Origin of the sequence: Pantoea eucrina, assembly GCF_001691555.1 — a bacterium.
Lineage (GTDB): Bacteria > Pseudomonadota > Gammaproteobacteria > Enterobacterales > Enterobacteriaceae > Pantoea > Pantoea borealis.
Genome location: NZ_MAYN01000001.1, coordinates 82778 through 108370, shown reverse-complemented (window position 1 = coordinate 108370; position 25593 = coordinate 82778). Strand labels below are relative to the sequence as shown.

General features: G+C 56.8%; 22 protein-coding genes. 9 read left to right on the top strand and 13 right to left on the bottom strand.

All coding sequences use genetic code 11. The features are described 5' to 3' along the window. Window positions 1–24: 24 nt before the first annotated feature. The 8 genes from BBA90_RS00450 to arnB form a co-directional block, all read right to left on the bottom strand. Entirely contained in the window at window positions 25–846 is an 822-nt protein-coding gene (locus BBA90_RS00450; RefSeq protein ID WP_065647373.1) for a TIM barrel protein, read from the bottom strand. Between the two features lie 122 nt (window positions 847–968). Beyond that, window positions 969–1343 carry a 4-amino-4-deoxy-L-arabinose-phosphoundecaprenol flippase subunit ArnF gene (gene arnF, locus BBA90_RS00445; protein ID WP_065647372.1) on the bottom strand — a complete coding sequence of 125 codons (375 nt, stop codon included), beginning with the start codon at window positions 1341–1343 and terminating at the stop codon, window positions 969–971. Beyond that, a complete protein-coding gene (gene arnE / locus BBA90_RS00440) occupies window positions 1340–1672 on the bottom strand; it encodes a 4-amino-4-deoxy-L-arabinose-phosphoundecaprenol flippase subunit ArnE (RefSeq protein ID WP_065647371.1) in 333 nt (110 codons plus the stop codon). Before arnE ends, arnF begins: the two co-directional genes overlap by 4 nt. Then, window positions 1669–3324, bottom strand: coding sequence for a lipid IV(A) 4-amino-4-deoxy-L-arabinosyltransferase (arnT, locus tag BBA90_RS00435; protein ID WP_065647370.1), 1656 nt, complete (start codon window positions 3322–3324; stop codon window positions 1669–1671). Before arnT ends, arnE begins: the two co-directional genes overlap by 4 nt. Window positions 3325–3337: 13 nt before the next feature. Further along, complete coding sequence (gene arnD, locus BBA90_RS00430) at window positions 3338–4228, bottom strand: 4-deoxy-4-formamido-L-arabinose-phosphoundecaprenol deformylase (RefSeq protein WP_065647369.1); 891 nt, start codon at window positions 4226–4228, stop codon at window positions 3338–3340. Next, window positions 4225–6204: a bifunctional UDP-4-amino-4-deoxy-L-arabinose formyltransferase/UDP-glucuronic acid oxidase ArnA gene (gene arnA, locus BBA90_RS00425; protein WP_065647368.1), complete on the bottom strand. Its 1980-nt coding sequence runs from the start codon at window positions 6202–6204 to the stop codon at window positions 4225–4227. Before arnA ends, arnD begins: the two co-directional genes overlap by 4 nt. After that, window positions 6201–7187, bottom strand: coding sequence for an undecaprenyl-phosphate 4-deoxy-4-formamido-L-arabinose transferase (gene arnC, locus BBA90_RS00420; RefSeq protein WP_065647367.1), 987 nt, complete (start codon window positions 7185–7187; stop codon window positions 6201–6203). Before arnC ends, arnA begins: the two co-directional genes overlap by 4 nt. Next, window positions 7177–8325 carry a UDP-4-amino-4-deoxy-L-arabinose aminotransferase gene (gene arnB / locus BBA90_RS00415; RefSeq protein WP_065647366.1) on the bottom strand — a complete coding sequence of 383 codons (1149 nt, stop codon included), beginning with the start codon at window positions 8323–8325 and terminating at the stop codon, window positions 7177–7179. Before arnB ends, arnC begins: the two co-directional genes overlap by 11 nt. A gap of 459 nt (window positions 8326–8784) precedes the next feature. Here arnB and BBA90_RS00410 point away from each other — a divergent pair, with 459 nt between their 5' ends. The 3 genes from BBA90_RS00410 to BBA90_RS00400 all read left to right on the top strand — a co-directional run bounded on the left by BBA90_RS00410 (window position 8785) and on the right by BBA90_RS00400 (window position 12615). Then, window positions 8785–9540, top strand: coding sequence for a prepilin peptidase (locus BBA90_RS00410; RefSeq protein WP_065647365.1), 756 nt, complete (start codon window positions 8785–8787; stop codon window positions 9538–9540). Between the two features lie 213 nt (window positions 9541–9753). After that, window positions 9754–11136 carry a diaminobutyrate--2-oxoglutarate transaminase gene (locus BBA90_RS00405; RefSeq protein WP_065647364.1) on the top strand — a complete coding sequence of 461 codons (1383 nt, stop codon included), beginning with the start codon at window positions 9754–9756 and terminating at the stop codon, window positions 11134–11136. Between the two features lie 12 nt (window positions 11137–11148). Then, window positions 11149–12615 (top strand): pyridoxal phosphate-dependent decarboxylase family protein, encoded by a 1467-nt coding sequence (locus BBA90_RS00400; protein ID WP_065647363.1) that lies wholly within the window; start codon window positions 11149–11151, stop codon window positions 12613–12615. Between the two features lie 49 nt (window positions 12616–12664). Here BBA90_RS00400 and BBA90_RS00395 read toward each other — a convergent pair whose 3' ends face one another. Next, complete coding sequence (locus BBA90_RS00395) at window positions 12665–14179, bottom strand: PLP-dependent aminotransferase family protein (RefSeq protein ID WP_206099876.1); 1515 nt, start codon at window positions 14177–14179, stop codon at window positions 12665–12667. Between the two features lie 109 nt (window positions 14180–14288). Here BBA90_RS00395 and gabT point away from each other — a divergent pair, with 109 nt between their 5' ends. Both gabT and gabP read left to right on the top strand, forming a co-directional pair. Then, window positions 14289–15545, top strand: coding sequence for a 4-aminobutyrate--2-oxoglutarate transaminase (gene gabT / locus BBA90_RS00390; RefSeq protein WP_065647362.1), 1257 nt, complete (start codon window positions 14289–14291; stop codon window positions 15543–15545). A 100-nt stretch (window positions 15546–15645) separates the two neighbouring features. Beyond that, on the top strand, window positions 15646–17040 hold the full coding sequence (gene gabP / locus BBA90_RS00385; protein ID WP_065647361.1) for a GABA permease: 1395 nt from the start codon (window positions 15646–15648) through the stop codon (window positions 17038–17040). 29 nt (window positions 17041–17069) lie between these two features. Here the strand turns inward: gabP and BBA90_RS00380 are convergent, their stop codons facing one another. Beyond that, a complete protein-coding gene (locus tag BBA90_RS00380) occupies window positions 17070–17390 on the bottom strand; it encodes a hypothetical protein (protein ID WP_065647360.1) in 321 nt (106 codons plus the stop codon). 139 nt (window positions 17391–17529) lie between these two features. On the opposite strand from BBA90_RS00380, the gene BBA90_RS00375 reads away from it, so the two are divergent. Then, entirely contained in the window at window positions 17530–18828 is a 1299-nt protein-coding gene (locus BBA90_RS00375; RefSeq protein ID WP_084798720.1) for a glycoside hydrolase family 10 protein, read from the top strand. A gap of 51 nt (window positions 18829–18879) precedes the next feature. Further along, window positions 18880–19566 carry an RluA family pseudouridine synthase gene (locus tag BBA90_RS00370; protein WP_065647358.1) on the top strand — a complete coding sequence of 229 codons (687 nt, stop codon included), beginning with the start codon at window positions 18880–18882 and terminating at the stop codon, window positions 19564–19566. Window positions 19567–19578: 12 nt separating this feature from the next. Here BBA90_RS00370 and BBA90_RS00365 read toward each other — a convergent pair whose 3' ends face one another. The 3 genes from BBA90_RS00365 to BBA90_RS00355 form a co-directional block, all read right to left on the bottom strand. Next, the gene (locus BBA90_RS00365; RefSeq protein WP_065647357.1) at window positions 19579–20109 is read right to left on the bottom strand and encodes a DUF2058 domain-containing protein; all 531 of its coding nucleotides are present in this window, start codon (window positions 20107–20109) and stop codon (window positions 19579–19581) included. A 117-nt stretch (window positions 20110–20226) separates the two neighbouring features. Next, window positions 20227–22209, bottom strand: coding sequence for an autotransporter outer membrane beta-barrel domain-containing protein (locus tag BBA90_RS00360; protein ID WP_065647356.1), 1983 nt, complete (start codon window positions 22207–22209; stop codon window positions 20227–20229). Window positions 22210–22429: 220 nt separating this feature from the next. Next, window positions 22430–23557: an acyltransferase family protein gene (locus tag BBA90_RS00355; protein ID WP_065647355.1), complete on the bottom strand. Its 1128-nt coding sequence runs from the start codon at window positions 23555–23557 to the stop codon at window positions 22430–22432. Between the two features lie 574 nt (window positions 23558–24131). Between BBA90_RS00355 and BBA90_RS00350 the strand changes: the two genes are divergently transcribed. Both BBA90_RS00350 and cybB read left to right on the top strand, forming a co-directional pair. Continuing rightward, window positions 24132–24929: an SGNH/GDSL hydrolase family protein gene (locus tag BBA90_RS00350; RefSeq protein WP_065647354.1), complete on the top strand. Its 798-nt coding sequence runs from the start codon at window positions 24132–24134 to the stop codon at window positions 24927–24929. Window positions 24930–25049: 120 nt separating this feature from the next. Next, entirely contained in the window at window positions 25050–25589 is a 540-nt protein-coding gene (gene cybB, locus BBA90_RS00345) for a cytochrome b561 (RefSeq protein ID WP_065647353.1), read from the top strand. Window positions 25590–25593: the final 4 nt, after the last annotated feature.

Sequence of the window (25593 nt, the reverse complement as noted above, 5' to 3'; positions counted from 1 at the left end):
GTCTGTTCCCTTAGCCGGTCGCGGTTAGCTGTTGAGGTAGTCGATGCTGCTGCGAATCTGCTGCTCAATCTCTGCAGCGCTCCAGTTCTCCATCACCGACGAGAAGGGTTCAAACGCATAGATACCGCGGTAACCCATCTCTTCAAGGCGGGCAACCTGCTGCTTTGTCTGCAGTCTGTCATCAGCACTAAGCATGATGCGCTCTTCATCCGTCAGCTCTGCAGCCGGACGGGTATCGGTCACGCCGGAAAGATGAACCAGACCAATCTCATGAACATTGACGTGTCCGGCAAAGTCCGCTTCGGCGCCTTCATAGAGATGGTGATGAAAGGTATCCAGCACAATTTTGAACGGCACCCCGGCCTGTTTAATCAGCCGCTGCGCCTGCGCGGCTGAACGCAGCGAGCTCTGCGGAAAGCCCAGCGGCTCAACCAGTCCCTGAATGCCCTGCTCCGCAAACAGCGGCGCCAGGGTTTGCAGAGCGTCAATAGTCTGCGCGTCGCTGACCGGCGTACCATCGTTGAGCGGACAGAGCACCAGCGCTTTTGCACCGCTTTCCGCAGCGTCTTTCAGCAGGCTACGGGTCTTTTCCAGCACCTCATCACTGAGCTGATTAAACGGATAAACGGCATTGATGGTTTCGATAGTCAGGGCATGCTCACGGGCCAGCGCGCTGACCTGTGCGCCGCCGAGATTGTCGGTCACGCTGCCGCTTTTCATATCGTTGCGGAGTTCAACCTTGTGCAGCCCCAGCTTTGCCACCAGCGCGAAAAATTCACTGATGCTCAGGGCGGGGGCAATTTTGCGATTAATACAGAGGCGGTCGCTGCTTAGTTTACCGGTCATATTCAGTCCTGATGCGTACGGGTTGGAAGGCAACTGAAGGGATACTAAAACATCAGGCTGACCGGCTCCGCTGCTTCTTTGAGTGATTTACATCAGCTTGTATCCTGCTGCCTGAGTGCATATCAGCAGCCCGGTTTTTTACTGCGCGGCAGCGATATCACCAGTAAGCCCACCACAATCAGCACCACGCCCGCCAGACTGCTCCAGCGAAAGGGCTCATGAAACCACGGCAGTACAACAGCAGCCAGCCAGACCAGTACATAGCTCAGACTGAGTAACGGATAGAGCCGGTTGAGCGGCTGGTAGCGCAGCGCCACAAGCCAGCACAGCATCGACACCCCGTAGGCGGCGAGGCCCGCGCAGAGCATTAACGCAGGGCGCGCGCCGCCATGCAGCAGCGCGCTGAACGCAGGAAAGCTCATCATCGCGCCGCGCAGCATCAGCTGCGCCAGCGTCACCAGTACTACGCTGCAGAGTGCCAGACCGGTGCCTTTCATAGCTGGCTCCCCATCAAAGCCACCCCTGCGACAATCAGCAGCGTGCCCAGCCACTGCTGCAGCGTACAGGCTTCGCGCCAGATCAGGCGTGCCGCTGCGGCAACCAGCACAAAGTTAAGGCTGAGCATCGGATACGCCTGGCTGACCGGCACACTGCGCAATACCTGCAACCAAAGCAGCATCGCCATTCCAGGCAGCAGCAGGCTGAGCGCGAGCCAGAGCACCATGCGCCTGCGCGGAGCGTCTGACGCTACCAGCGCTGCCTGCTTCTGACACAGCTGAGCTGCACAGCTGAGCAGGCTGACCAGAACAATCAGCAGCAGGTTCATGGCGCGTGGCGGTATCCGTACCAGACCAGCCGGCCCTGCTGCCAGATCTCATCCGGCACCGGCAGCGCCGCATCGGGCGTTTTCTGTCCGGCATCCAGCATCAGTACCAGCGCGACATCCCCCTTTCTGCGATGAATCCGCAGCCAGTCGGCAAAATCTGCATCCGCAACGTAACGTTTCCGGGCATCGGCATAGCTGAGGCCATATTCCAGTTCGCCTTTGGACGTATAAAAAATCATATCGCTGCGCTTAAGCTGCCAGGCAATCGCAGAGGCGACGCCGGGGTTATCTGCCAGAATATAGCGACTGTGCGTAAGCTGATCCGCTATGTTACGGACAAAGTTCTGCGGCTGTTTGGCGTCCCGTATTCGCTCGGGAATGGCGAATCCCACCAGCAGCGCCAGCGCCAGCGGGCAGAGCGCTGCCAGCTGCCAGCGCCGGGTATGCAGGCTGACACCTGCCGCCAGCGCCCAGCCGGTAAACGCCAGCGCGGCCAGAGAGGCGCGCAGCTTCTCGTCGCTGCTGTAGAGCGGCCGGTGTGCCAGCCCCCAGGGCGCCAGTACGCTTATCACCGTCAGCGCGGTCAGCGCGCCAAACATCAGGTTTATCCAGCCGTTGAGACGCAGCGCGGTGCTTAATCGTGCGCTGTTACCCAGCGCATAACGTGCCATCAGCAGACTCAGCGGGGCGAAACAGGGCAGGATATAGGTGGGCAGTTTGCCTTTAGCAATACTGAAAAACAGCAGCGGCAGAACGACCCAGCACAGTAAATAGAGCATGCCTGCCTGCTGGCGGCGCTGCTGCCAGCCGCTTATCAGCGCGCCGGGCAGCAGCCCCAGCCAGGGCAGCGCGCCCGCAACCAGCACCGGCAGGTAATACCAGAAAGGCGCTTTGTGCTGCGCATTCTCTTCAGCAAAACGCTGAATATGCTCAACCCAGAAAAAGTAGTGCCAGAAATCTCCCGCCTGCTGCGCTATCGCCAGCGCCCACGGCAGGCTGAGCAGCACAGCGGTCAGCAGCGCCAGCGGCCCCCAGCGCAGCAGCTCCATAACGCGACGCTGCCACACCATCCACGGCACAATTGCCAGCGCCGGGACTGCAAGTGCCAGAAAGCCTTTTGTCATAAACCCCATGCCGCAGGCCGCCCCCAGCAGCAGATAGCCGGAGAACCGTTGCCGGAATGTGCGTGCCTGAGCTGCATACCAGAAGCTGCACATTGCCCCCGTCAGCCACAGCATCAGAATCGGGTCCAGCACGGCGTAAGTGCCAATGCCATAAACCAGCAGCGAGGTCATAAAAACGACACTGCCCAGCAGCGCGACGTTACGACTGGCAAACATCCGGCATCCAAGCCAGAAAATCAGCAGGCCGCTGCCAAAGGTGCTGAACAGCGCGCCAGCGCGCACGCCAAAATTAGTGTGGCCAAACACCAGCTGACCCAGATTGTTTATCCAGTAGCCGGCGATGGGTTTTTCAAAATAGCGCAACGTAAAAAAGTGCGGCACAACCCAGTTACCGCTGACAATCATTTCACGGCTTATTTCCGCGTAACGCAGCTCATCAGGCTGCCAGAGGTCGCGAAACGGCACCGGCAACAGATAGTAGAGCGTAAAGAGCATCAAAAGCAGTGTGGTTTTTGTTCCTGTACGCATCAGAACGCCCTGTTTAGTTTGCAGCCTGGCAGCCCAGCCACCCTTCCCGACCGGCGATACTGCCTCGTACCACAGGGGCACGTGGCAGCATGGAAAGGTCGGCAGGCAGCAGCTCACTGAGCGGACAGAAGTGAATACCGGCCTGCCGGGCGCGGTCGAGCAGATTGCTGAAAGCGTCGCGCGCAGCTATCCCTTCGACTTCGGCATGAATGGTATAGACCGGTGTACCTGCGGCATGCTGCATCCGCTCCAGAATAAAATCGTTGAAGCGTGCTGCGCTTACCTGATGCCCCACCACTTCATCCCAGGTGGGCAGCGTGACCGGGATCTGTACCGTGCCTTCCGTGCCGTCAGGCAGTAGCGGGATAAACGGACCGCTGCCGCGGCAGTCGCTGTTGTAGCGGAAATGAAAGGGCTCTTTTGCGGCAATAATCCGGCTGTCCGCACGCCAGCCGGCAACCGCCGAGCAGGTGACACCGTCACCTGTCAGCGCGTCCAGCGCCTGTTGACCCCGGCTTATTTCCTGAGCCAGCCGCTGTTCTGACCAGACGCCCGCCCAGGTCTGCCAGGCAAAGTGATCCCAGGCGTGCAGGCCAACTTCATGATGATCGGCGGTGGCGCGAATAATGTCCGCCTGGCCGCGACCAATATGACGCCCTGGCCAGGCGGTACCCGCCAGCAGAATATCCCAGCCATAGAGCGACGCCGCGCGGGAGCGCACCATTTTCCAGAAAAAGCGCGGCTTGAGCAGGCGCCACACATGGCGCCCCATATTATCCGGCCCGACGCTGAAGAAAAAACTCGCCTGCAGCTGATGCAGGCTGAATTGCTCCAGCAGCGCCGGGACGCCCAGCCGGGTGCCGCGCCAGGTATCAACATCGACCCGCAGCCCCACTTTTTTCATGGCTTCTCCTGCAGTTCAGCGGTGCGCAGAAAGAAATCCAGCGTGTTATCGATGGTGGTATCCATATCCACGTCGGGTGTCCAGTTCAGCAGCCGGCGCGCATTTTTTATCGACGGCTTGCGGTGCTCGACATCCTGATACCCTTTGCCGTAGTAGCTGCTGCTTTCCACTTCGCGAAATCCGGCAAACGGCGGGAAACGGTCGCGCAGCGGATGACGTTCAAAGCTGCTCAGCAGATGCTCTGCCAGCTCGCGGATACTGGCTTCATTTTCCGGATTACCGATATTGATGATCTGCCCGTCGCAGTTGTCGTTGCGGTTTTCAATGATGCGAAACAGCGCTTCAATCCCGTCGCGGATATCGGTGAAACAGCGCTTCTGCGCCCCGCCATCCACCAGCTTAATGGGCGATCCTTCTACCAGATTGAGGATCAGCTGGGTGATGGCGCGGGAGCTGCCAATGCGTGCAGCATTAAGGTTATCGAGCCGGGGTCCCATCCAGTTAAAGGGGCGGAACAGCGTAAAGCGCAGGCCCTCTTTTTCACCATAGGCCCATAGCACCCGATCGAGCAGCTGTTTGGAAACCGAGTAGATCCAGCGCTGTTTATTGATCGGGCCAACGACCAGGTTGGAGCTATCCTCGTCAAAATGCCGATCGGTACACATACCGTAAACTTCAGACGTAGAAGGGAAGATAATGCGCTTCTTATACCTGACGCAGTCGCGAATGATTTTCAGGTTCTCTTCAAAATCGAGTTCAAACACCCGCAGCGGGTTACGGGTGTACTCGATGGGCGTGGCGATCGCCACCAGTGGCAGCACCACGTCACACTTCTTGATGTGATATTCAATCCATTCAGAGTGGATACTGATGTCGCCCTCAACAAAGTGAAAACGCGGCTCGCTGAGAAAACGACTTATCGCATCAGAGCCGATATCCAGCCCATAGACCTCAAAGTTATCATCCTGCAGCAGACGTTCAGTCAGATGATTGCCGATAAAGCCGTTCACACCGAGGATCAGTACCCGCGTACGGCGTTTCACAGCGGCCACCGGCTCAGAGTAAAGCAGCGCGCCGGGAACCAGTCCCAGGCTTTGCGCCAGCTGACTGCCATTCATAAATACGCCGTTATCACACTGGCCGGTGACGATCTCCAGCGCCCCCTCGCCGCAGGCGACCTGCAGCGGATCAACCGAGAGCACGGTCCCGGCTCTGGCAACAGGCGTGCCGGTATGCACACGCCCTTTCCACACCATAAACTTTACCGTACCGGCAAAGGCAAATGCGCCGGGCCATGGCCAGGTGACCGCGCGCACCAGGTTATTCACCTGCCGTGCGCTCTGTTCCCACCGGATACGTCCATCTTCCGGCGTACGGCGTCCCACGCGGGTGGCCTGCCGCTCATCCTGCGGCCGGGCAACGACCTCACCCCGCTTCAGCGCCGGGAGCGCACCTTCCAGCAGCTGCGTGGCACAGGCGACCAGCTTACGGTGCAGCGTCAGCGCATCATCCTGTTCATCAATGGTGACCCGCTCCTGCGTGACAATGTCACCGGCATCGGCCCGGCTCACCATACGATGCAGCGTCACGCCAGTTTCCGTTTCGCCATTAACCAGTACCCAGTTAAGCGGTGCGCGACCGCGATAGGCAGGCAGCAGCGAGCCGTGCAGGTTGAACGCCCCCTGTGCCGCACATCCCAGGATAGCGTCGCTCAGCATCGCCCGGTAATAAAAAGAGAAAATGTAATCAGGCTCCAGTGCCCGGATACGTTCAAGCCATAAAGGATGATTAACCTCTTCAGGCGCATGCACCGGAATGCCGCGCTCAGCGGCGAGACGTGCGACGGAATCAAAAAAATGGCTCTCTGCAGCGGTGTCGGTGTGCGTAAAGATCGCTGTGATCTCAAAACCCGCTTTCAGCAGCGCGTTGATTCCTGCGCAACCCATTTCCGCATAGGCAAAAACAACTGTTTTCATGATTTGATTTCCTGAACCTGAGAGGTTTCGTGCTGCGGGTGGATCACCCGCTGAATGAAATAGCGCGGCCGTGCGCGTACATCGTTGTAGATACGCCCGATGTACTCGCCCAGCAGGCCCATCCCGATAAACTGCGCACCGACAAAAATAAACAGCACCGCAAACAGCATAAACAGGCCGTCGCCGGCCCAGCTGGCGCCAAAAAACAGGCGTAAGATCACCAGCAGTATTGAAAAGGCAAAGCCCGCCAGCGCAATCAGACTGCCGATGATGCTGAGCAGGCGCAGCGGCGTCGTGGTCAGACAGGTCACCAGGTCATACATCAGATTGATGAGTTTCATGACGCTGTATTTGGAATCGCCAAATTCACGCTCAGCGTGTGCGACCGGGAGTTCGATAGTGCGGCGGGCAAAGGTATTGGCCAGAATGGGAATAAAGGTGCTGCGTTCATGGCAGTTGAGCATGGCGTCGACAATGTGCCGGCGATAGGCGCGCAGCATGCAGCCGTAATCGCCCATCGCTTTGCCGGTGACGCGCTGGATCAGCTTATTAATAGCGCGTGAGGCGCGTTTGCGAAACCAGCTATCCTGCCGGTTCTGGCGGACGGTGCCGACCACGTCATAGCCCTGCTGCGCCGCCTTCACCAGTGCCGGGATCTCTTCCGGCGGGTTCTGCAGATCGGCGTCCAGCGTGATAATCAGGTCGCCTGACACGTGTGCGAAGCCCGCCATTATCGCCGAGTGCTGACCATAGTTTCGGTTAAGCAGAACGCCCACTACGTGACTTCCTGGCATGTCAGCAGCATCGGCGATCATCTGCGCCGAGCGGTCGCTGCTGCCGTCATCCACCAGCAGGATCTCATAGTTCAGGCCCAGCGTGCCGCAGGCCGCGCTGGTACGGCGTACCAGCTCCGGCAAACTCTCCTCTTCGTTATAAACCGGAATTACCACAGAGATTTTCTGAAGCGGTTTTTCATCCAGCATGACGGCCTCCTGCCAGCGTGCGCAGCGCGCTGATTACCCGGCTCACATCCTCGTCCTGCATATCGGGAAACAGCGGGAGCGAGCAGATACGTTCGCTGTTCCATTCCGTGTCAGGCAGGCTAAGATGCGGATAACGTTCCCGGTAATATTTATGCGTATGCGCCGCACGGAAATGAAGGCCGGTGCCGATCTGCTCTGCTTTCAATGCCTCCATCAGCGCATTGCGACTGATGCCGCAGGTGGCTTCATCGACGCGGATGATAAACAGATGCCAGGCGTGCAGATGTGGCCAGTCAGGCTGTTTCAGGGGCAGAAAAGGCGTATCCGCCAGCGCCTGCAGGTAACGCTGCGCAATCGTCCGGCGACGGCGGTTGATATCGGCAAGCTTGCCGAGCTGGACCAGCGCAATAGCGGCGTTGATATCCGGCAGATTGTATTTAAAACCAGGCGCGATCACCTCTGCCTGCGGTTTTCGCCCGTGCGTATCGCGATCCCAGGCATCCACGCCCAGTCCGTGAAACTTCAGGCTGCGTATCCGGTCGGCCAGGTCATCATCATCCGTCACAACAATCCCGCCTTCGGCACAGGTAATATTTTTAATGGCGTGCAGTGAAAAGATTGCCGTGCCGCGCTGTCCGACATGCTGGCTGTCATAGTGGCAGCCGATTGCGTGTGCAGCGTCTTCGATTACCGGGATGCCATAGCGCTCGCCCAGCGCACAGATTGACGCAAGATCAACCGGCGCACCGGCGTAATGCACCGGAATAATCGCGCGGGTGCGTGGCGTGATCGCCGCGTCAATCTGTTCTGCTGTCACCATCAGCGTATGGCGATCAACATCGACCATGACCGGCGTGGCCCCCAGCAGCGTAATGATATTGAGTGTAGAGACCCAGGTCAGTGAAGGAGTAATGACCTCATCTCCGGGCTGAATGCCCAGCGCCAGCAGCGTGACGTGGAGGCCGGCGGTGGCTGAACTCACGGCAATGGCATGCTGATTTCCGGTCAGCTCACAGAAAGCCTGCTCCAGTTCGGCATTTTTCGGGCCAGTGGTAATCCAGCCAGAAGCAAATACCGCCCTGACGGCAGCCAGCTCTTCTTCGCCCAAAGCGGGGCGTGAAAATGGTAAGAAAGACATAAATCCACCTTATCAATTATGCTCTGATACAGATGCAGGGCCAGAGCCTGCATCAGCTATCACGCGCAACCTCAACGTACTTTCAACGCGTTCAGGCGAAAAACCTCATGACATTTTGTCTGCTACCGGGTTTATCGCTTCCTGATGCGGCCTGCCAAATCATTAGCCAGCCTGCTATTTTTCCTGCGTAATCACCATAAGCAGCAAAACTTAACGCAACATTAAATTTGCGGTGATTATTCAGCCAACTTCTTCAGCGTTGAGGATTGATTGATAATTGTGCCGGGCGCGATGCAGCAAAAAGCGCAGCGGTTATTCGGGTTTGATACGCTGTTTTTCTGAACCCGGCGCGCAACGATCGTTGCAAGTTATTGAAAATGAGTATTGTCACTCCCGTTACCCCAGAGGATGAGGTAGGTTGCTCGCAGGCTAATGACATGATGAGAGCAGGAAGACGATATGGTGATGTTGCTGGTTACCCTGCTGACGCTGGCCGTTGGCAGCTTTATTAATGTTGTCGTGTATCGGTTACCGCGGCATATCGCACAGGCGGCCACGCTCACCTCACTGCTGACGCCCTCATCCTGCTGCATACATTGTGAACGCGCCCTGCGCTGGTATGACATGATTCCGGTGCTGAGCTGGATCTTGCTGCGCGGCCGGTGTCGCGATTGCCATAGTCCGATCGGCTGCCGTTATCCGGCTACTGAGATCGCGACACTCCTGCTCTCCCTGCTGCTGATCGTGCTGTTGCCCGCTGACAGCCGGCTGATTGCCACACTGCTGCTGGCATGGGCACTGCTGGCGCTCTCCCTTATCGATATGACGCATCTGCTGCTGCCGGATGCGATTACGCTGCCGCTGCTCTGGCTCGGCCTGTTATTGCATAGCGCTGATGTATTACCAGGCACGCTCCATGATGCGGTGACAGGCGCTGCGGCCGGATATGGCGTGATGCGTTTTACTGGCTGGTGTTATCAGCTGCTGAGAAACCAGTCCGGTGTCGGACAGGGAGATGCCAAATTACTGGCAGCACTGGGTGCCTGGCTTGGTTTGACGTCACTGCCAGTACTGCTGATTATGGCCAGTGGCAGCGCGCTGATTTTTGTGACCTTTGTCAGATTATGGCGTTTTCAGCAGCCTGGCCGCCTTATCCCGTTTGGTCCATGGCTTTCACTGGCGGGCATAAGTCTCTTTATTCATTCAATAATTTGAACCTGACCGTTTTAGCAGAGAAATAACAACGGCCAGTTTCTGTCCAACGTTATGATTCGTATATGAAAAGAATAAACAATTCTACACAAAATTAATCATTGTGATGTCAGTAAAAAGGCTCTATATTGGCCGCGCTTTTTACATTACTGATACTTTTTTGTTCAATTAGTCAATCGGCCAGCCACTGCGAGCCCCGGTTGAAGGAGAGATATGATGACGGATAAAGTCCGTATTGATAATTTTGGTGCCAGCTCATTCAACGGAAACAACGACGCATTCTTAGCCCGTCAGGCTGAGTTTGAATCAAACGTCAGGAGTTACCCGCGCAAATTGCCTTTAGCTATCGCTAAAGCCAGCGGCGTGTGGATTACGGATGTTGAGAATAAGCAATATCTTGACTGTCTGGCTGGCGCAGGGACGCTGGCACTTGGTCATAACCACCCTGATGTTCTGCAGAGCATCCAAAATGTCATTACCAGCGGCTTGCCGTTACATACTCTTGATCTGACCACACCGCTGAAAGATCAATTCTCTGAATCACTGCTTTCTCTGCTGCCTGGCCAGGGCAAAGAGTATTGCCTGCAGTTTACCGGCCCATCGGGCGCGGACGCCGTTGAGGCTGCACTGAAGCTGGCGAAAAAAGTTACCGGCCGCAGCGGTGTTATCAGTTTCTCAGGCGGCTATCACGGCATGACGCACGGTGCGCTCGCCGTAACCGGCAACCTGTCACCAAAAGAAGCGGTTAACGGCATGATGCCGGAAGTGCAGTTTATGCCTTACCCGCACCAGTATCGCTGCCCGCTGGGCATCGGTGGTGACGCAGGCGTGAAAGCGCTGACCTACTACTTCGACAACCTGATTAACGACGTAGAAAGCGGCGTGCGTAAACCGGCAGCCGTTATTCTGGAAGCGGTTCAGGGTGAAGGCGGTGTGAACCCGGCTCCGGCTGAGTGGCTGCAGCGCATCCGCAAAGTCACGCAGGAGCACGGCATTCTGCTTATTCTGGACGAAGTTCAGGCAGGCTTTGCCCGCACCGGTAAATTCTTCGCCTTTGAACACGCCGGCATTGAACCAGACATCATCGTGATGTCAAAAGCGGTTGGCGGTGGCCTGCCACTCGCTGTGCTGGGCATTAAAAAGCAGTTCGATGCCTGGTCACCGGGCCACCATACCGGTACCTTCCGCGGCAATCAGCTGGCGATGGCAACCGGTCTGGCTACCCTGAAAGTGCTGACTGAGCAGAATATTGCTGCGAAAGTCGCTGAACAGGGTGAGTGGCTGAAAGCACAGCTGGCAGAGATGCAGCAACGCTTCCCGGTTATCGGTCACATTCGCGGCATGGGCATGATGATTGGTATTGAAATCGTTAAGCCCGATGAGCCGGCTGACCACATGGGCAGCTTCCCGGCAGATGGCGAGCTTTCTGCGCTGCTGCAGAAGAAATGCTTCGAAGCGGGCCTGATTCTGGAGCGCGGCGGCCGTCACGGTTCTGTGCTGCGTCTGCTGCCGTCCCTGCTTATCACTAACGAAGAGCTGGCCGTATTCCTGGATAAATTTGAGCAGGCGCTGCTGGGCGCTGGCGTCAAACCTGTTTGACTGGAAAAGTAAATGAGTGAAGTGAATCCGATTCTGGCCGCCTCCGCGCAGAGCATTGAGGCGTATCAGCAGGCGATTGCCCAGAGCAGCGCCGCGGTTGTGCAGTGGCTGCAGCAGCCTGAGATGTATCAGGGCAAAACGGTTGCCGAACTGCGCGAGCGCATTGCGCTTGACTTCAATCCTGACGGCCTGGGTAACCAGGCCGCGATTGAGCGCGCGATTGAGTATTTCCTGAAAGACAGTCTGTCAGTGCACCATCCGCAGTGTGTGGCGCATCTGCACTGCCCAAGCCTGGTGGTAAGCCAGGCCGCCGAAGTCCTGATCAACGCCACGAACCAGAGCATGGATTCCTGGGATCAGAGCCCTTCAGCGACCATTATTGAGGTCAAACTCATTGAATGGCTGCGTGCTCAGGTGGGTTACGCTGCCGGAGACGCCGGCGTCTTTACCAGCGGCGGTACCCAGAGCAATCTGATGGGCCTGATGCTGGCTCGCGATGCGTTCTTTGCCCGTCAGGGCCACTCGGTGCAGCAGGATGGTATCACCGGCGATCTGCGTAAGATGAAAGTGTTCTGTTCTGAAAACGCGCACTTCTCGGTGCAGAAGAACATGGCGCTGCTGGGTCACGGCTATCAGTCAGTGGTTCAGGTGAAGTCTGATGACTTTGCACGCATGGACGTCAACGATCTGCAGGCCAAACTGGCGCAGGCTGAAGCGAACGGCGAACAGGTACTGGCGATTGTTGCTACGGCGGGAACCACCGACGCAGGCGCTATCGATCCGCTGCGTGAAATCGCTGCCATCGCCGCTGAACGTAATATCTGGGTTCACGTGGATGCGGCCTGGGGCGGCGCGCTGCTGCTGTCAGAGAAGTATCGTCACTATCTGGATGGCCTGAATAGAGTGGACTCCGTTACCCTGGACTTCCATAAGCAATATTTCCAGACCATCAGCTGCGGCGCGTTTCTGCTGAAGGATGCGCGTCATTATGAACTGATGCGTTATCAGGCGGCCTACCTCAACTCCGAGTTTGATGAAGAAGCGGGCGTACCGAACCTGGTCTCTAAATCGCTGCAGACTACGCGCCGCTTTGACGCGCTGAAGCTGTGGATGGGTCTGGAAGCGCTGGGTCAGAAACAGTATGCGGCGATTATCGACCACGGCGTCACTCTGGCGCAGGAAGTGGCACAATATGTTGAAGCCACCCCGCGTCTGGAACTGGTCATGCAGCCGCAGCTGGCAAGCGTGCTGTTCCGTTATCGTCCGCAGCAGCTCACTGACGTTGCTCAGATTGCGCTGTTTAACCAGCGCATCGGCGATGTTCTGCTGGAGTCGGGCCGCGCTAACGTAGGTGTGACCGAGAATCAGGGCGTCACCTGTCTGAAGCTGACGCTGCTGAATCCCACCGTCACGCTGGATGATATTAAGCTGCTACTGGCACTGGTGGAAAAAACGGCCGATCAGCTGCTGAGCGCCTGATTATCCCGCTGAAATCTGGCCGGCACCCTTCACGGGTGGCCGGCTTTTTTTATGCCGGATTTTCCGGGCCGCTTCCGCGCGTTATCACTCCCGCCTCCAGCAGACAGCCCTTCAGCGCGCCAAACGCATCCTGACACTGACGCTCGTCAACGCAGGCATATCCCAGCAATAAACCGCGTTTCTCCTGCGGGTGCATATAATACTGCGACAGCGCACGCACCTTCACGCCGCGCTTTAGCGCCAGCGCAGCAATCGCGACGTCATCGCACCCCTGCGGCAGCGGCAGCACAAGATGCAGACCCGCCTGATGGTTCACCGCCGGCAGAAACGCTTCGCCAAGATAACGGGCAATAAGCCCGGTCAGGAACTGCCGCCGCTGGCTGTAGAGCTTCCGCATGCGGCGGATATGCGCCATGTAGTGTCCTTTCTGAATAAACTCTGCCAGCGCACGCTGGATCAGCAGATGACCGCCACGATAAAGCTCTGCAGCCGCCAGCCGCAACGGCTGAGCCAGCGCTTTAGGCACAACCAGATAGCCGAGCCGCAGCGCCGGATAGAGCGTTTTAGAAAAGGTGCCCATATAGATAACCGGTGCATCTGCCTCAAAGCCCTGCAGCGACGGAAACGGCTGGCCGGAAAAACGAAACTCACTGTCGTAGTCATCTTCGACCAGCCAGCTTTTATGTTTCCGCGCCAGATCAAGCAGCTGTCTGCGGCGCTCCAGGCTGAGATGCACGCCCAGCGGATATTGATGTGACGGCGTCACAAATATCATTTTTGGCGGCTTACTGCGCGAGGGCAGATCGGGAATAATGCCCTGTTCATCTACCGCTTTCGCCTGGATTTTAAGACCGTTAATCCGCAGCAGATTACGCGTTCCCCAGTAGCCCGGCTCCTCGATCCAGACCGGGTCGCCCGCGTCGCACAGCACGCGTGTCACCAGATCCACCGCCTGATGTACCCCCTCGGTAATAATAATCTGGTCGGCGTCTGCCCGCACCGAACGCGCCACGCTGAGATACTCCGCCAGCGCCTGACGCAGCTGCGGACAGCCTCCGCTGCTACTGTAAATCAGCCGTTCTATCTCCGGATCGCGGTTCAGTCGCGCCTGGATCTGACTGAACAGCTTATGCGGGAACTGACGCACATCGGGCGCGCCCGGTACAAACGCGCCCCACTGCCACGGCGAGGCGTTGGCATGTCCGAGCAGCGTTGCGCCTCGCCGCGACAGCGCAGCGGGTTTGGTCAGCACAGCGGCAGACTCAGGAACGCGCTGCGGGCTGTTCAGGCATCCCTCCGGCAGCGTCTCCGCAATCCAGGTACCGCTGCCGGTACGGGCCGTAACGTAACCCTGCGCAATGAGATTTTCATACACGTTTAGCACCGTATTGCGCGATACCGCCAGCTCGCGGGCCAGATCGCGCGTGGCGGGCAGGCGCGAGGCGCGCGGAAAAATACCTTCAGCAATCGCCTGCTGCATGCAGATAAGCAGCCGCTGCTGCAGCGTGCCTTCCGCGACAAACTGCAGGCGCTCCAATACATGATCGGCGTACAAACTCCGCAATTGGCTCCATCCTTTTTCGTTGAATTGGCTCTGGCAACCTGTGCCGCTGCAGGCATAAATAAGCGTGTTTGTCGTGATTTGTAAAGAAGCTTATCGCTAAGGAAAGGTTATGGAAGGTAAAAACAGCCAGCTGCAACAACGTAAAGATGATGCTCTGCCACGCGGCACCGGTAACCTGTGTCCGTGGTTTGTTGAGCAGGCAGAGAACGCCACGCTGCATGACACTGAGGGTAATAGCTGGATCGACTTTGCCGGCGGAATCGCGGTTCTGAACACCGGCCATCGTCATCCGCGCGTCGTGCAGGCCATCAAAGACCAGTTAGAAAAATTTACCCATACCGCTTTCCAGGTCACGCCTTATGAGAACTATGTTGCGCTGGCGGAACGCATCAACGATCTGGTGCCGATTACCGGAAAAGTGAAAACCGCGTTTTTCAGCACCGGCGCTGAAGCGGTAGAGAATGCCGTCAAAGTTGCACGCGCCGCCACCCGGCGCCACGGTATTATCACCTTCGGCAATGCGTTTCATGGCCGCACCTTTATGACCATGGCTATGACCGGCAAAGTGGCGCCGTATAAGCGCGACTTTGGTCCGATGCCTGCATCCGTGTTCCATGCCCGCTACCCAAACAGCGTTACCGGCATCAGCACGGAGGATGCGCTGGCAAGTCTGCATGATCTCTTTACGCAGGATATCGCTCCGCAGGATGTGGCCGCGATTGTGCTGGAGCCGGTCCAGGGCGAAGGTGGCTTTCATATCGCGCCACCTGAATTCATGACGCAGCTGCGTGCGCTGGCCGATCGGCACGGGATCCTGCTGATTGCTGATGAAGTACAAAGCGGATTTGGCCGTACCGGTAAAATTTTTGCCATGGAACACTATGGCGTTGAGCCTGACCTGATCACCATGGCAAAAAGCCTCGCAGGGGGAATGCCGCTCTCCGCCGTGAGTGGCCGCGCAGAAATTATGGATGCGCCCGGCCCCGGCGGCCTGGGGGGAACCTATGCCGGTAACCCTCTCTCTATTGCGGCGGCGCACGCGGTGCTGGATGTTATTGCCGAAGAGCAGCTCTGCGAACGCTCCGTACAGCTTGGTGCCGCACTGACTGAATTCCTGCAGGGCGCACGCGCCACGCAGCCGGCTATCACCGATATCCGCGCGCTGGGTTCGATGGTTGCCGTAGAGTTTGCTGATGCGCAGACTGCGCAGACGCTGCAGCAACAGGCGATGGCACAGGGGCTGTTGCTGCTGACCTGCGGACCGCTCGGTAACGTCATCCGCTTCCTCTATCCGCTGACCATTCCGGATGCGCAGTTCCGCCAGGCGCTCGATATCTTGGGCGGTTTGCTCACTCCGCAGCGTTAAGCCGCGCTGCACCTCTGGCCTGTCCGCTGCAGGCCAGACTGTCCACCTTCACGCCAGGCGGCGCGGTGCGTCGCCTGAGAGACGATTCGGAGAAAAAACTATGACCGCTCAGAATGCCGACGTACTGGCACCAGGCTTGAAGCCGCGCCACGTGAGGATGCTTTCTATTGCCGGCGTTATCGGTGCCGGCCTGTTTGTGGGCTCCGGGCACGCTATCGCCGAAGCGGGGCCGGCGGTGCTGCTCGCCTATATTGCCGCCGGTACGCTGGTGGTGCTGATTATGCGTATGCTGGCGGAGATGGCCGTTGCTTCGCCTGATTCCGGCTCTTTTTCCACCTATGCTGACAAATCGCTGGGGCGCTGGGCCGGTTTCACTATCGGCTGGCTCTACTGGTGGTTCTGGGTGCTGGTGATCCCGCTTGAAGCGAACGCCGCCGGCACTATTCTGCACGGCTGGTTTCCGCAGGTGGACGTCTGGGAATATACCCTGGCGATCACGGCGTTTCTTACCGTCAGCAATCTGTTCAGCGTGAAAAACTATGGCGAGTTTGAGTTCTGGTTTGCTCTGCTGAAGGTGGTCGCGATCGTCGGCTTTCTGGTGGCAGGTAGCCTGGCGGTATTTGGCCTGCTGCCCGGCAGCAACACGCAGGGGATCTCGCATCTCTGGGATACCAGAGGGTTTATGCCGAACGGTATCAGCGCCGTGCTGGCCGCCATTCTGACCACAATGTTCTCTTTTATGGGCACGGAAATTGTCACAATTGCCGCAGCGGAGTCGCGCGAACCGAAAAAGCAGATCACCCAGGCGACTAATTCTGTGATCTGGCGTATCGCCCTGTTTTATCTGCTGTCAATTTTCCTGGTGATTTCGCTGGTGCCGTGGAACAGTCCGGCGCTGATGAAGAATGGTTCTTATCAGACCGCGATGGAGATAATGAACATTCCTCATGCGCGTCTTATTGTCGATATTGTGGTACTGATTGCCGTATGCAGCTGCCTGAACTCAGCGCTTTATACCGCCTCGCGTATGCTGTTTTCGCTGTCGCGTCGTCAGGATGCACCCGCTGCCGCCTCGCGTACCACGCGCAGCGGTACACCGTGGGTTGCCGTATTACTTTCAACCGCAGCGGCGTTTCTGGCGGTGTTTGCTAATTATGTGGCACCCAGCGCCGTTTTTGAGTTCCTGCTGGCCAGCTCGGGCGCGATTGCGCTGCTGGTCTATCTGGTGATTGCGGCCTCTCACCTGGTATTGCGCAAAAAACGCGAGGCGCGTGGCGAGACCCTGAGCTATCGCATGTGGCTCTTTCCGGGGCTCACCTGGGCGACCATTGTATTTATCATCGGCGTGCTCGGCTCGATGCTGTTTAATCAGCAGCATCGCCCGGAGATCATCGCCACCGCTATTCTGACGCTGCTGGTGCTGGCTGCCAGCCGGCTGGTACACCGCAAACGCGCGGCGCGCCGCCACGCCAGAATGGTAGCCGTTCGTTCCTGAGTCACGGTTCCGGGCAGGGATGCCCGGTTTCAGTACACGTCAATGCTGAGAGCCGACTCCGGCACATCAATTTTCACCACGCAGTGTGTCCAGACGGGCTGTCCTGGCGACAGCTCATGCTCAACGAAATAGTGCTGAAACGCTTTCAGTGCGTCAGTCAGATCGCTAATGGCTCGCGCATCAGGCTCAAACCAGTCAGGTTCACCCTGCTCATCCAGATAGTTAAACTGATATTGCCCTCCCTCCTCGTCAGCAAACAGCTCAGCCTGTACCGTCAGCTGTCGGGCGCCTTCCGGACCGCAGCTGTAGAGAATTTGTCCGATGCGGCGATAGAGATCTTCATATTGCATATTTTTTATTCTCACGTGTGGACGGTGGCACTTCACCATCCGTTAAGGTTGACTTTCTGACGCACGCCCTGAAAATGGCAGCGCCAGACTTAGCCGTTTATAAAGGGAGTTTACCATAGCCTGTTTATCGCGTTTTCATCTGACAGCGCTGCTGCGCACCGGCGCGCTGGCACTGCTGCTGGCAGGCTGTGCCGGCACACCGCCTAAGTCGCTGGTGACGCCGCTGCCACCCGTGGCAAAGCCACCGGTTACGCTCACCCCGGACGCGCCGCGCGAGCCGATGCGTGGCGTATGGCTCACGACTGTTTCACGCCTCGACTGGCCGCCGGTGACATCGGTGACGGCCGCGCCGGCTGAACGTATTCGTCTGCAGCAGGCGTCGCTTATCGCCAGACTGGACCAGTTAAAGCAGCTTGGGATCAACACGGTGTTTTTCCAGGTCAAGCCTGACGGCACCGCGCTCTGGTCCTCAAAAATCCTGCCCTGGTCCGATACGCTGACCGGCCATATCGGAGAAAACCCTGGCTACGATCCGCTGGCATTTCTGCTGAAAGAAGCGCATCAGCGGGGCATAAAAGTGCACGCGTGGTTTAACCCCTATCGCGTCTCGACCAACGTCAAACCCGGTACCCTGCGCGAACTGCAGCGCACGCTGACACAGCAGCCTGCCAGCGTCTATGTTCTGCATCCCGACTGGATCCGCACCGCAAGCGACCGGCTGGTACTGGATCCGGGTATTCCCGACGTGCGCGACTGGATCACCAGTATTGTGGCTGAAGTGGTTTCGCACTACGCCGTGGATGGCGTGCAGTTTGACGACTATTTCTACACCGAAACTGCGGCCTCTCCTCTGAATGACAACGCGACTTTTCGTCAATATGGCGCCGGTTTCACTACTAAAGCTGACTGGCGGCGTAATAACACGCTACAGCTGATTGAGCAGGTCTCGCGCACGGTAAAAAAACTGCGGCCCGACGTGGCGTTTGGCGTCAGTCCGGCTGGCGTGTGGCGTAATCTCTCTCACGACCCGGCCGGTTCCGATACGCGCGGTGCCGCAGCTTACGATGAGGCTTACGCTGATACGCGCCTCTGGGTACAGCGTGGTCTGCTGGATTATATCGCCCCTCAGCTTTACTGGCCGTTTGCCCGCGCAGCAGCACGCTATGACGTGCTGACCCGCTGGTGGGCAGACGTAGTTCGTCCAACACCGGTGCGCCTCTACATTGGCGTTGCGCTCTATAAAGTGGGCGTGGCGTCTAAAATGGAGCCCGACTGGACGCGTCAGGGAGGCGTACCCGAACTGAAAAAGCAGATTGAGCTGAATGAGTCGCTGCCGGATGTTGATGGCACGATCCTCTTCCGCGAGGGGTATCTGTCACAGCCGCAGACGCAGGAAGCAGTACGCTATCTGCAGCAGCGCTGGAAAAGCCGCGACTGATGCACACGGTTTCGCTATCATCAGCATCCGTTAGCCCAATACAGATGCGCTATGACTGCTGATTTTGACGCGTTTATCGCGCCGCCGTGCCATGAAAAGATTACTGTTATCTGGCAGGATGAACACCTGCTGGTGATAGGTAAGCCCGCCGGTCTGCTGAGCCTCTCCGGTAAAAATCCACAAAACAGTGATTCAGTGCATTACCGGATGCTGCAGCGCTACCCGGGCTGCTCGCTGGTGCACCGGCTCGATTTCGGCACATCCGGCCTGATGATCATCGCCCGGAGCAAAGCCATCAACGCTGCGCTTTCCGCGCAGTTCAGTATGCGACAGGTTGAAAAAATCTATACCGCGCTATTGTGCGGGCATCTGCCCTGCGATGAAGGCGTGATTGATGCGCCGATTGCAAAAGATCCCGCGCACTTTCCGCTGATGTCAGTCTGTCCAATTAAGGGTAAACCGGCGCGCTCGCGCTATCAGGTCACGGCACGCGTTTATCAGCCTGACGGGCTGCCGCTCACGCGCGTGATGCTGATGCCCGAAACCGGGCGTACCCACCAGCTGCGTCTTCACTGTCAGCTGCTAGGTTATCCGATTCTGGGCTGCGACTTTTATGGTGGCCGGCGGTTACCGGGCACGGAAGAGGCGGCGCGCCTGATGCTGCACGCCAGTGCGATCCGGTTTGTTCATCCGGTCAGCCAGCAGCCGCTGCATCTGCAGCTGCCGGCTCCGTTCTGAACGCCAGACTGCTTACCACATCAGATCATCCGGCACTTTAAAGTCAGCGTACGGATCATCCTCATCCTGCGCTTCCTGACTCAGTGCGCTGTTCAGCACAATCGCGCTGGCATCGCGCTGTGCGATCTTATCCGCCACGCTGGCCGGAATAATCGCGTAATCGCTTTTCTCCGTAACCAGACGGGCAATGGCCAGACGGCCGTTGATAAGCTGCGCCTGCGTGGCTTTATCAACGGTGATTTTTTTGATCAGATTGTTATCGGTAAAGTTAAAATCGATATCACCCCGTCCAGTCGTAATACGGTTCATCTCAATGAGCTGCTTTACCTGCGCCTTATACTCTTTTTCCAGCACCGCCTGACGCTGCTGGTCATTAAGCTGCTTATCACGCTCAAGCTGCGCTTTTTTGTTCTCTTCAACGGCCTGTTTCGCTTCACGCGCCTGCACGCGTGACTTTTTAGCCGTACGCTGCACCTTTTCCATTTTTTTGCTGGAGACTAATCCGGCTTTGAGCATCTGCTCCTGTAGCGTAAGTTTAGACATTTCCGATCCTGAATCTGTTGGCTAATCTGGCAGATTATACCTGTTATTCACCGGGCTGTACCGGACAGCCGCATCCGCTTTTGCGGATATCTGCGGCAGCCGGTGCCCTGTTCACCTTCAGAACGTGGCGTTAAGGCCTATATTCCATGTTATCTGCCGCCGATCGCTATTGCCGCTGATAGCAGAAACGCCGGTAAACGCGCTGACGGTCTCTGTCAGCGGCACAGAGGCGCCCGCTGCCGCCTCCAGCCAGTTATTATCACCGCTGCTTACCGTGCGGGTGAAAGCCGTGCGGGTTGATTTCAGCCCACCGCGAACGCTGCTCTCAGCGTCACCAAACTGGCGATTATAGGTAACTTCCGCCCACGGATTGACCGGCCACTGCGAGGTGTCGATGCGCCAGCCAGCTGCGCCAGTCTGCGTGTGCCGGGTCTGATCGGAAAAACGCATGGCGGTGCTGCTGTCTCCGTTTTCACGGTAGCCACCGGCGCGCGTGTAATCGAGTGCATAGCGCACAACCGGACCGGTAGAGAGATGGGAAGTCAGCGGAAAATCCCAGCCGCTCTGCACACGAAAACCAAGCAGTTTGCCACTGCTGTTCCCCTGCTCTGTACGAGTGGCCGGCCCGATGTGAATACGGCGTTCAATACTGTCATAGCTGAGATCGCCGTAGTGCACATCTGCATTGATCCAGCCCTGGTCAAACAGCGTCAGCTGACTGTAGAGCGCCACCAGATTGCCGCGCAGCTTGTAGGTGTAACGCTCGTCAGGATGCTGGCGCTGATCGCTGCGTGACAGCAGCAGACCCGCCTGCCAGCTATCGGTCAGCTGATACCCTATCCCCAGCGTCAGGCTGGCACGGGTGGCATCGCCCGTCAGCCGATCGCCACCGCGATAGTCAGCGTGCTGTCCCGCATAGCCTCCAAACACGCTAAATTCACCGGCATCCGGCGTCTGCTGACGCTGCTGCTGCAGATGTCCCTCCAGCGTATTTTGCATATCACGGGCCAGCCCCGTCGGGGCGGCGGTAAGTGACGAGACCAGCGCCGGCGCCTCAAGAATCGAGCGGATGTAATCCGCAATCATTGCATGTACCGCCGGTGAGGGGTGCAGCCGGTCAGCAAACAGAAAGCGCTGCGCCTCACTGAAGCCTGGCGTGGCAGAGGTACACTCCGCAGCGGATGTGCCTGGCGGACAGGCCATTCCAATGGTGTTGGTCAAACCATAGCGCGCAGGATCGGCAATCACTTCACTGAGCAGGCCGGCAATATCAGCACGCACGATATTGCCTCTGAGCGCGGCCAGCCCCGCTTCCTCCTGCTGATTAAAGCCGTCAGAGAGTGCCGTCACCTGCTCACTCAATACCTGCCAGAGCGCAAACAGCTGCTGCGCCAGCGCCTCGCGTACGGCAGGAATCGCCGACACTTCACCCGCCGCCTGGCTGAATGCGGTCTGAATAGCCTGCTCGCGGGCAGCCGTACTCAGCACCGGCGTCGCGTTCAGTGACTGAAACGCTGCCTGCAGCGCTGAATCACCCAGCGGACTAATCAGCTGAATGACTGTCTCAACCATTAACGGCGTTGTGCCGAGCTGGGGCACGTTAGGCACAATCACCGCGCCGGCACCCGCCTCCAGCAGCGTTCTGACCTGTGCCGTTGCCGCGCTGGCGCTGACAGCAACGGTCTGCGGCGCGGTCAGCGGATTTGCCAGCACCGCCGCCGCAATATCATTAGCCCCAGCCCAGTGAATATACAGGCCATTGCTCTGCGCGCGACCGTTATTCAGTTGCAGCCAGCGCGCAAGCTGATCCTGGGTATTTAACGCCGGGTTAAGCGCTGGCACGGTGACTGCGCCGCCCTCTGCATAGTTACTGCCGCCCTGCGATGAAGGCCGCAGTGACTGGCCGAGGTCAGCCGCCAGAATGTCGTCATACAGGGGATGCCGTGCACCATCATATGTAAAGCGACCCACATTACCGCTGTCGCTCAGGCTATCGCCAAATACAGTCAGGCTATCCCAGGCGTAAGCAGGTGCTGCGGCAACGGCAGTCAGAGCAATGGCACCGGCAAGTGCCGAAGGTGTAAAACGGGAATGACGCATATCTGACTCCTGAAATACCCGATCGCCACGCTGGCGACTAAACAGGCGGAATGCGCATGCGGCTCATCCGCAGGCGGGGTGGTATTGCAGGAAAGGTGTAGACATTGAGAAAGGCATTTACCAGATTGTGACCGGGGTTTTGCGGTATACGTCAGAATAATGGGGTTCAGGGCGGGATAATACCGTACCCGCCAGCTGACGCGCTGGCGGGTGAAACGGATCACATGCGGGCTTCGAGCGGCACCGGCACTTTCTTCGCTTTTGGCTTCAGGCCAAACATCATAGAGGCCACGCGTGAGCGTTTGATAAACCAGTAGCAGACGGCGCTCAGCCCGATACCAATGGCACAATCAATCAGCACATATAGCACGGCATAGTTGGCAGGCAGCCAGTCATCAATGAGCCAGGAGAAGGCGATCACCACCGGATAGTGCAGCAGATAGATGATCAGGGCTGAATCCACGATAGCGGTCAGTATGCGGTTCTCTTTAACCTGAATTTTTTCAAAGGTGAATACCATCCAGTAAGAGAGCATGGCTGAAAGCACGCTGCCCATTATTACCGGCACATACTTGACCACACCGCTAATATGATTATGCGCAATGTAGTAGCAGCCTGCCCAGACGGCAGCCACCAGCGCGGCAATCAGCCAGTTGTTCATCAGTTTGCTGTTCGCGTAATGCGCAATCTTCTCGCGATTGATATACAGCGCATAGCCCGCCGTGTAGTAGACCAGGAAACGTGCCGTAATCGGGATCAGCTCAACAAATTCACCGCGCCCTTTGACCAGGAATTTCAGCACGAAACAGGCGTTACCCAGCACAACCAGCAGCGCAATCAGCATGGGCAGCGAGAGTTTACCCAACTGGCGCGCGCTCCACTGATAAAAGCTGCCAGGTACAGCGAGTGACATGATGCTTAACGAAACCAGAAACCACAAATGGTGCATCATGGTGTAGCTGTTCAGCCAGCCTTCCAGCGAGTAAGGCCTGTCATTTATCTGACCCGTGATGAAATACATCAGCGGCGGAATAAACAAATAGGCTGAAATAAGCGGAACTAATACGCGTTTGCGACGATTCTCGGTAAAAAACTGCTGCCCTTTACGGAGAATAATGAGGGCGGAAAACATCCCTGATAAAAAGAAAAACACTTCCATCCTGAACGTATGAAACATACTTACCAGCGCAGTAAATATCTCAGCAGGATCGCGCTGCGCCGTATAATACCAGGGGTTTTCACCGGGTAAACTTCTTGAAGCATGTAACAAGACACCTTCCAGAATTAACCCGGCACGCAGCAGATCCAGACCGATATTTCGGCTGGACAAAAAGGATTGTGTTTTCACATCGCATACCTTGATGGGGATTGTGAGCGGAATATAAGTTAATCGTGGGTCAGGTAATACCAGAAAATTCTGTATACATTCTTATGATTAACGATTAGGAATTTCGCTATTGTGTAAAAGTTGTAACATTTTTACGGGCCTGTTCAGTAAAGCAGCGTTATCTGTTTGAAACTGTTAGAGAGTTAATGCGTTATGCGGGCTCCACGCTATGCCGTCAGCATCTTCTTTTAGCGAAGAATCAGCGTGCTCCTGGCCTGAGCGCTTTTCCGGCGTCAGATTCTGACTGAGACGTCTGATGAAAAGGTTTAGCGTGGTTGTTCTGAATCAGCAGAATACGCTGCGCTTGCCGCTAAAAATCAGGACCATGAATTATAACAGCGCTCCTGCCTATCCTGCTGATTAGAAAAATCATTTCACAACGTTATTACCAGAGTTTAAGAATTAACCTGATTTTGATTTTCTCCTCACGCTTTAAGATTGTATGACCTGTATCACAGCTGTTATGGTTACATTTTACTCTTTCATTAACCGATCCATTAAATATTGTTGAGCCTCACCAGGCGGGAAATTTGCTATGCCTTATTCACTGATTCGTTTTGCTTCATTATTGGTTACCGGATTTGTCCTGCAAAATAGCGCATGGGCGAACGCGCCTGATACCAGTAATAACTTTATTATTGAAGCTTACGGTGGTTCAAGCACGCTGGGGGCAATGGCTGTCAGAGAGAATGGCAAACAACATAACATCAACATCAAAGACAATGAGATTGCCCTGATAAATAAATGGCTTGGCGAAAAGTATGGTCCGGGCATCCGTGTGGTAAATAAGGGAGCCGCTTCGGCTCAGGCGATGGATTTACTGCACCCGAAATACTTTTATAAAAAGAATAAAAGCTGGCGTGAAGAAATGCAGCGCTCGCCCGCTAAAATAATTTTGCTGAACTTCGCGACTAACGATGCGCGACACTTCCATTTTAAAGATACCGAAGCCAAATATATCGTCAGTCCGGACCAGTATACTAAGGTGATGACGGAGCTGATCGCTATTGCCCGCGAGGAGGGTAAACAGGTCGTGTTACAGGAACCGCATCCGATTTGCGGGGGGGCAAAGAAGTGGAACGTTGCGCCTTATGTCACCAAACTCGACGCGCTGGCACGCGCCGAGTCGCTGCCGCTGGCACGGCAGTATCAGCGTATTCTGCAGATGAAAGAGTGGCAGTCGCTGATGTCACCTGACTGTATTCATCCCTCTGAAAAGCTCTATCGCATGAAAGCTGAGGAGACCTACTCCGTTCTGACTGCCCGTTTCAATGATGAGCTTGCGGCAGCCGGTAAGTCCGGTAATGATGCACAGCAGGTTGCCCGGCGCTGAGTTTTAGCCTGCGGCACTGCAGTAATATCATTCAGGTCAGGATGACGCAGAAAGGGCATTTTTTTCACTCTGCTTTCGGCTATTGTAGCACTACCGCTTCGTACCGAATGGAATGGAATGATGAGCACAAAATATGCCCCTGCGCAGATTTTGCTTCACTGGCTGACCTTTATTTTAATTGTTCTCGCTTATTGCACCATGGAGTTCCGCGGCCTGGCGCCGCGCGGCTCCTGGCAGCGTCTCTTCATGGTGGTGACGCATTTCTCTGCCGGCAGCTGCGTGCTGCTGCTGATGCTGTCACGGCTGGTCATGCGGTTTCGTCACCGTACGCCAGCTATTGTGCCAAAGCCTGCTCACTGGCAGACCGGGCTGGCACATCTTACCCATCTGGCGATCTATCTGCTGTTTATTACCCTGCCGGTGCTGGGCATTCTTTCCCGATTCTGGCTTGGCCGCGACTGGTGGATTTTTGGCATTCCGATGCCGGTCAGCGCAGCGCCCGATCCGGACCTGGCTGATACGCTGATTGACTGGCATGAAACGCTGGTGCCGCTGGGTTACTGGTTGATCGGTCTTCACGCGCTGGCGGCGCTGGCGCATCACTATCTGTTTAAAGACAATACGCTGCTGCGTATGATGCCCGCGCGCAAACCGCGTTAATGGC

Bases quoted from the DNA above. Each gene is read 5' to 3' on its own strand.
- BBA90_RS00450 (WP_065647373.1), bottom strand. From the start codon at position 846: ATGACCGGTAAACTAAGCAGCGACCGCCTCTGTATTAATCGCAAAATT.
- arnF (WP_065647372.1), bottom strand. From the start codon at position 1,343: ATGAAAGGCACCGGTCTGGCACTCTGCAGCGTAGTACTGGTGACGCTG.
- arnE (WP_065647371.1), bottom strand. From the start codon at position 1,672: ATGAACCTGCTGCTGATTGTTCTGGTCAGCCTGCTCAGCTGTGCAGCT.
- arnT (WP_065647370.1), bottom strand. From the start codon at position 3,324: ATGCGTACAGGAACAAAAACCACACTGCTTTTGATGCTCTTTACGCTC.
- arnD (WP_065647369.1), bottom strand. From the start codon at position 4,228: ATGAAAAAAGTGGGGCTGCGGGTCGATGTTGATACCTGGCGCGGCACC.
- arnA (WP_065647368.1), bottom strand. From the start codon at position 6,204: ATGAAAACAGTTGTTTTTGCCTATGCGGAAATGGGTTGCGCAGGAATC.
- arnC (WP_065647367.1), bottom strand. From the start codon at position 7,187: ATGCTGGATGAAAAACCGCTTCAGAAAATCTCTGTGGTAATTCCGGTT.
- arnB (WP_065647366.1), bottom strand. From the start codon at position 8,325: ATGTCTTTCTTACCATTTTCACGCCCCGCTTTGGGCGAAGAAGAGCTG.
- BBA90_RS00410 (WP_065647365.1), top strand. From the start codon at position 8,785: ATGGTGATGTTGCTGGTTACCCTGCTGACGCTGGCCGTTGGCAGCTTT.
- BBA90_RS00405 (WP_065647364.1), top strand. From the start codon at position 9,754: ATGACGGATAAAGTCCGTATTGATAATTTTGGTGCCAGCTCATTCAAC.
- BBA90_RS00400 (WP_065647363.1), top strand. From the start codon at position 11,149: ATGAGTGAAGTGAATCCGATTCTGGCCGCCTCCGCGCAGAGCATTGAG.
- gabT (WP_065647362.1), top strand. From the start codon at position 14,289: ATGGAAGGTAAAAACAGCCAGCTGCAACAACGTAAAGATGATGCTCTG.
- gabP (WP_065647361.1), top strand. From the start codon at position 15,646: ATGACCGCTCAGAATGCCGACGTACTGGCACCAGGCTTGAAGCCGCGC.
- BBA90_RS00380 (WP_065647360.1), bottom strand. From the start codon at position 17,390: ATGCAATATGAAGATCTCTATCGCCGCATCGGACAAATTCTCTACAGC.
- BBA90_RS00370 (WP_065647358.1), top strand. From the start codon at position 18,880: ATGACTGCTGATTTTGACGCGTTTATCGCGCCGCCGTGCCATGAAAAG.
- BBA90_RS00365 (WP_065647357.1), bottom strand. From the start codon at position 20,109: ATGTCTAAACTTACGCTACAGGAGCAGATGCTCAAAGCCGGATTAGTC.
- BBA90_RS00360 (WP_065647356.1), bottom strand. From the start codon at position 22,209: ATGCGTCATTCCCGTTTTACACCTTCGGCACTTGCCGGTGCCATTGCT.
- BBA90_RS00350 (WP_065647354.1), top strand. From the start codon at position 24,132: ATGCCTTATTCACTGATTCGTTTTGCTTCATTATTGGTTACCGGATTT.
- cybB (WP_065647353.1), top strand. From the start codon at position 25,050: ATGAGCACAAAATATGCCCCTGCGCAGATTTTGCTTCACTGGCTGACC.